Source organism: Henriciella sp., assembly GCF_049649345.1.
Lineage (GTDB): Bacteria > Pseudomonadota > Alphaproteobacteria > Caulobacterales > Hyphomonadaceae > Henriciella.
This window is the reverse complement of record NZ_JBARZC010000448.1, coordinates 1-5915: the sequence shown is the minus strand read 5'-3', so window position 1 is coordinate 5915 and position 5915 is coordinate 1. Positions and strand designations below refer to the sequence as shown.

7 protein-coding genes and 1 other RNA gene are annotated in these 5915 nt (G+C 62.6%); 1 reads left to right on the top strand and 7 read right to left on the bottom strand.

The window, feature by feature from the left end:
* From WA989_RS12460 to ssrS, 4 genes are all read right to left on the bottom strand, one after another.
* On the bottom strand, positions 1-729 hold a 729-nt coding region (locus WA989_RS12460; protein ID WP_424340817.1), incomplete at its 3' end, for an inner membrane-spanning protein YciB.
* A gap of 8 nt (positions 730-737) precedes the next feature.
* A complete protein-coding gene (locus WA989_RS12455; RefSeq protein WP_424340816.1) occupies positions 738-2192 on the bottom strand; it encodes a lipopolysaccharide biosynthesis protein in 1455 nt (484 codons plus the stop codon).
* A 43-nt stretch (positions 2193-2235) separates the two neighbouring features.
* Positions 2236-3090, bottom strand: coding sequence for an EamA family transporter (locus tag WA989_RS12450; protein ID WP_424340815.1), 855 nt, complete (start codon positions 3088-3090; stop codon positions 2236-2238).
* 44 nt (positions 3091-3134) lie between these two features.
* Positions 3135-3290: non-coding RNA, 6S RNA (gene ssrS, locus WA989_RS12445), on the bottom strand.
* 212 nt (positions 3291-3502) lie between these two features.
* Between ssrS and WA989_RS12440 the strand changes: the two genes are divergently transcribed.
* Entirely contained in the window at positions 3503-4021 is a 519-nt protein-coding gene (locus WA989_RS12440; RefSeq protein WP_424340814.1) for a hypothetical protein, read from the top strand.
* A gap of 27 nt (positions 4022-4048) precedes the next feature.
* Here WA989_RS12440 and WA989_RS12435 read toward each other — a convergent pair whose 3' ends face one another.
* The 3 genes from WA989_RS12435 to WA989_RS12425 all read right to left on the bottom strand — a co-directional run bounded on the left by WA989_RS12435 (position 4049) and on the right by WA989_RS12425 (position 5714).
* Positions 4049-4465: a VOC family protein gene (locus tag WA989_RS12435; protein WP_424340813.1), complete on the bottom strand. Its 417-nt coding sequence runs from the start codon at positions 4463-4465 to the stop codon at positions 4049-4051.
* A gap of 262 nt (positions 4466-4727) precedes the next feature.
* Positions 4728-5198, bottom strand: a complete 471-nt coding sequence (locus WA989_RS12430; RefSeq protein WP_424340812.1) for a hypothetical protein — start codon at positions 5196-5198, stop codon at positions 4728-4730.
* Between the two features lie 90 nt (positions 5199-5288).
* Positions 5289-5714 carry a hypothetical protein gene (locus WA989_RS12425; protein ID WP_424340811.1) on the bottom strand — a complete coding sequence of 142 codons (426 nt, stop codon included), beginning with the start codon at positions 5712-5714 and terminating at the stop codon, positions 5289-5291.
* Positions 5715-5915: the final 201 nt, after the last annotated feature.

Below are 5915 nucleotides of genomic sequence, written 5' to 3'. Positions count from 1 at the left end.
AGACGTCGACCCGTCGCTTTCAGGCTCATCCTGCAGATGTTTCAGCGTATAGGGCACGTTGGCTGCGCCGAAGATGAAGGTGATCACCATATTGCCGAGCTTCCAGTTCGCCCAGATATCCTCGGCGTTCTTGTCGCCGAATGTCATGCCAAGAAACTCATAGCTGCCAGCCGGTGCGATCAGCAGGCCGGCAAATTTCAGCGGCTCTTCGAAGCCCGGCGCGTAGGTGCGCCAGAGATATTCGTTCCAGCAGGCCATGGCGACGAAGAATAGCCCCCACCGTATGGCGAGCTGGGTCCAGGCATGATCCGGCAGCGAAAAGACCTGTTTGAACATGACGCGCCAGACATTGTGGCCCATCGCCATGCTGCCGAAGATGATCGCGGCGAGGAACAGGTTCTGGATGGTCGGCTTGATATAGATGAAGGACTTTTCCTGAAGCAGGATGCCCAGCAGACCGAAGCCGCCGACAATCACCGTACTGACGATGAGGAAGGGCGGGATTTTCTGCTTGTTGCTGAGCTTGTGGGCGATCACGCCGATCGTCAGGACGATCAAAACACCTGTCGCCCAGTAGAGCGCGGAGTCCGCGTCGATCCAGGCCGTGTCGATCTTGCCGATGCGCAGTATATTGTAGGCCAGCACAAAGCCGATCACGGGGATCAGGTCGCCCCAGATCTGGTTCGCCTTGTCGGCGGCGGTTCCTAGGTCTTTCTGTGTGTCGGTCATGTTTCTTGTTACGAAGCTCCGGGTTGACTGGATGCGCGGCGACTGTCTTGCACGAATGATCTGGCGCCGCCAGCGTCGAGCGCCCAGGCGACTGCGATATAGGTGAGGCCGCCTGCGAGGGCCTTGGCGAGCAGCTCTATCCAGCTGCCAAATTGCGGCACCAGCATGACTACGGGCCACATGGCGAGGCAGGCCAGCGCGACCCGGCCGGCATCCATCCATGGCATTGGCAGGGCAACATAGCGCCGGCCGCGAACGCCAAGCAGGATGATCCCAACAGCATAGGCTGCAACGGTCGAGGCGACGGCGCCCAGCAGGCCAAAGCGCGGAATGAGGACGAGGTTTGCGGCGATGTTCACGACAACAGGCACGCTCATCAGCAAGGCGCGCTCGGCTGTCTTCTTGGCAAGCTGGAAGGCTTCGGAAAAATAATGGATCAGGAGACCGTTCATCAGGCCGGCAAAGGCGATCCACGGAATGATCTGCGTGGCGCCTGCGCGCAGATCCTCGCCGATCATGGCTTCGGCCAGAGGCTCTGCGACAAGGGCAAGCCCTGTGGCGGCAGGCAGGCCGAGCAGGAGAATGAAACTGATAAGACTGCGCGCCTCAAGCGCCGCCGCCGCCTTGCCCTCGCCTTCATAGGCAGCCATCACCAGCGGCGCGCCCGCCATCGCTGCCCAGGCGCAGAGCAGAAGCACCGTCTTGTCGGCAACGCCATAGCCTGCCGCATACGCCCCGACAGCGGCCTCACCCATGAAGAGTGCGATCAGCAATCGGTCTGCGGCTGACAGGAGCAGGTCGAGGCTGAGCGCCGCTGCGATGGGGAGACCATAGGCGAGATAGATGCGGCGTCTCTGGGTATCGCTGAGGCCGCCTTTCGCCCTTGAAAGAAGCCAGGGCAGTTCTGCGGCGCACAGGAGAAAGCCTGCCGTGGCGATGCCGATAAACGGCGCCGCAGCGCCTGCATCTGTCTGCCACGCGATGAGCGCGCCAATCAGAAAGCCTCCCAGCAGGTTGAAGCTCGCAACCATCGCATAGCGGCTCACCTGCTGGCTGGCCTTGTGAGCTTCAAGCGCGGTCTGAAGGATCGTGCCGAGCGGCAGGAGGACAGCGATCCATGGCACAAGCCGCAGATAGTCAGGCATGCCGCTGACAATCAGGGCGAGCAGAGCCATGCAGAGCGCCGACGCGACCAGCGAGCGCAAGAGGAGGCTGCGTACGGTCGCAAAGTGGTCTGCCGTCTCGCCCTTCGCTTCGGCGGCAGCCGTGAAACGATAAGCCGCCGCCTCGGCCGGCGCGAGCGTTGCTGTATGGATCAGCGCCATGACGGAAAACATCAGCGCATAGCGGCCATAGTCGTCAGCGCCGAGCAGGCGCGTGAACACATAAACCCCGCCAAATGAGGCAAGCGCTGAGGCCAGATTGACTGGCAGATATCCGGCAAGGTGTCGGGCAAACTTCATTGCGCCCGCTTATAGCCGGGATGTGCGAAAGGAGGATTAAGCCTCAGGCTTCCAGCATCAGCAGGCCTGCCGCCAGGACGCAGGCGGCAAGGATGCGGCGTTTGCCAAGGCCTTCCTTCAGGAAAACCGCGCCGAGGATCGCGCCGAAAACGACAGAAGTTTCACGGATCGCGGTCACAGTCGCTGCCTGTGTCATCGAGAAGGCGAGCAGCGCTGCGCCATAGGAGAAGACGCTGGCGACCCCGCCAATCGTGCCGCCGACCAGTTGCGGCCTCAGACGGCGATAGAGCTGGCCCCGGCGGGTCCACATTGCGACGGTCGTCGTGCCGATCCAGTCGAGCAGGAAAAGCCAGACGATGAAGGTGAAGCGGTTCTCTGCGATGCGGACGCCGTGGGCATCGGTGACAGAGTAGAGCCCGATGCCGAGCGCTGTCAGCAGCGCCCAGAAGAGGGCCGTCTGGTTGAGCTTCTTCTGGTCCAGCGACTGGCCCTGCGGCAGCGCGAAGACAAGCAGCGCCAGGGATGCGAGCAACAGCCCTGCCCAGCCGAGCGGGCCTGGATATTCGTTCAGCGCGAAGACAGCGATGATCGCTGTCATCAAGGGGGCAAGCCCCCGCATCACCGGGAAGACGAGCGACAGGTCTCCCCTGTGCAGCGCCCGGATCATGAAGAACTGGTAGATCCAGTGCGCCCCGATCGCCATGGCGATGGCCGGCCAGAGACCGGCTTCCGGGAACGGCACCACAAAGGCGAATGGCAGCATGCTGAGGGCTGAACTCAGCGACAGAACCATCCGCGCGCTCAGCACATCGCCGCCGCGCTTGACCACAAAATTGGCAAGCGCGACCGTTACAGCCGAAAACAGGCAAAGGGTGATGGGAAGGAGCGTGTCTGACATGAACGGTGTTCCCGTTCTGCCAGCGCCCGGTCAAAGTCAAGCGCACAAGAACCGCAGACGCCGTCTCAGCTCTCGTGTCCCGTCGACCTATTAACTAGGTGGGCACCGGATAGGATAGGCCACGGCCAGTCCCAGAGCCAGTTCCCTGACGGAACTTAAGGTCGGCGGACAACTAGCGTCCACGAACGCCGCAGCCCTTGTGCAGTCTCTAGACATAGTGTGCGTGCATGGCTTTGGGTAGTGGTCTTTGTAAGCCCGCGATTGGCGGCCCTGACGCAAGAGCGATGCTTTATCCTGCCTGAAGCCTGCCCGGGCGCGGCGTCTAGAGCGTTGAAATTGCTTGCTCAGAGGGCGCCAAGGTGAAAGTCTCGTTACAAGAGCTTATACCGGTATGTATCAAGGGAGAGCCGACATGCGCAGACTTCTCTTTATGGCCAGCGCGGTGGCGCTGGCGGCATGTGGCGGCGGCGCACCTGATGGCGAAGAGGCCGGCAATGCCGATGCCCCTGCCAGCAACCCGGCCACCGACTTTACTGCCGAGGACACTGCCCCGGAACCAGCCGCGCCCAACCCGCTCGATGCCGGCACTTATTGCTATTACCGCGACGACGAGAATGTCACTGAAGCGCTCGAGATCGAAGTCGCGGCGAACGGCATGCTCTCGGGCGAGAATTACGGAAGCATCCATCAGGAAGCGGCCGCCTATTATGCGAGCTTCACCACCGAGCTTTCAAACGGCCTGCAGGGGCCCGGCGATGAGGTCATGTTCGACCAGGTAACCGAGGTGGATGGCGACACCCAGCGCGGCAAGGTGATGTGGCGCCTGACACCGCAAAGCGCTGCGCCGGACGGGCTGGAGACGCTGCTCAATGAAGCCGACTGCGACGGTCTGAAGGACCGGGTCTTCCCGCCCATCGACGAGGCGGAATAAGGCTCGGCCAGCCCAAAAGGCCGGGGCCTAGTTCGCAAACAGGCGCGCCATATCGGCGAAGGCCTTGATCTCGATCGCATTGCCGGACGGATCAGAGAAAAACATCGTCGCCTGCTCGCCGGTCTCGCCCTTGAAGCGGATATGCGGCTCGATCAGGAAATCGACTTTTCCCGTAAGATCATCGGCAAGCCGCTGCCAGGTCTCCATGTCGAGGACGAGGCCGAAATGGCGCACGGGAACCCCCTTGCCATCGACCGGATTGGTCGTGCGCGAGCCGCATTCGTCCGGCGCAAGATGCGCGACGATCTGGTGGCCGTAAAAATCGAAATCGACCCAATGGTCCGAATGGCGCCCCTCCGGGCAGCCGAGCACGCCGCCATAAAAGGCGCGGGCGGCGGCAAGATCATGCACGGGGAAGGCGAGATGGAAGGGGGCAAGGGTCATGTCAGGCAGGCTCCGGGTTGCGCTCACAGCTCTAGCCGGACCACACCCAGACCCGCAAGCAGATCCCGAGCCCCGGCGCCAGTGTCCGCAACGCCCGGAGGAGCTGCGTCGGCGAAAGGCCAGTTCCGGTACAATTTCGTGGCAATTCCGGACCCATCGCGAAGGCGGCCGCGAGCCGGCCAAGGCCGCACCCGGTAAGCGCGCCAATAGCGCTCGAACCACCAGCGCTCGAAAAAGGGAGGCGCAGACCTGAAAGCGCGCGCTAAGGACAATTCTCCGACCACTGCACATACATGCCGAACACCTCATTCGACGGCGTGCTGTAGTCAATCAGCAGGGGTTTACCGGCCGCGGCCGCGCGCTCGAGCGTGTCGAGGATGCGGTCCCATTTGTCGGTCTGCGCCGCCGTCGGCAGAGGCAGGCCCGTCCCCGGCGGAATGTAGCGGATCCGGTCGGCCTCGAAATTGAACGTCCGGTCGCCCTCGCTGGTGATCAGGGTGAAGGCGGTCGAAATCTGGTTGACCGACTGGGTGTTGTAGACCTGATGGCGGATGCAGCCGGCAAGCCGCGCTTGGCCGGGCTTTACTGCCTCCGACAGCTTCGGCACCTTGCTGAGCGGCGGCTTCTTGGTCGGCAGCTCGACCTGCGGAAGCTCGGCCTGGATCTGCGCGCTGACCGGAAGGGCAACCAGCCCTGTAGCGGCGAGCGCGAAGCTCGCAATCATGTGTCTCATATGACGTCCCTCTGTGACGCCCCAGCCGGCGACGACCCTAGCAGACAGTCCTGCGCGCCGCCAGTTGGATTTGAGCCACACGCGGCCCCGTCAGTTCATCGCGGTGATCTGGCAGGGGTGTTGGCCGGGATAATTGCCGTAGACATCTTCGAGATAGAAGGTGGTATCGCTCGTCATCGTGACCTCGAGCACCGTCTCGCGATTATAGGCGTTCTGGTCATAGAATTTGAGGAAATTATTCTCCCCCGACAGCTGCAGCGTCCCGAAGGCGCCAGTCAGCACGCCCTGCCAGTAATAGGTCACCGAGCCATCGGATATGACGCCGGTAATGCCCGGATTGACGCCCGGCCCGGTCGTGATGCCATAGCCGCCCATCGCTTCATATTGCAGCTGCATCTGCGCCGGCGCGCCATTGATCTGGCACTGCGCCTGCATCATGCCGGTCTTCGTCTGGGCGTGTGTGGGAAGGCCAAGCGCCGCGAGCGCGCCTGCCGCGAAAAAAAGACGTGTGAGCATCGTCCCCTCCTGAATGCGCGGCGGGTCCTTTTGCGCCGCGAGGGAGAGTATGCCACGGCCAGATGAACCCGTCATGACTGAACATCCCGGACAAGACCGAAATGGCGGACGGGCCCCCCTTGCCATCGACCGGACTGGTCGCGCGCCAGCCCGGGCGGCCGCAGAGTCGGGGACTTGCGGCAGACCAGGACTGAATTCGGG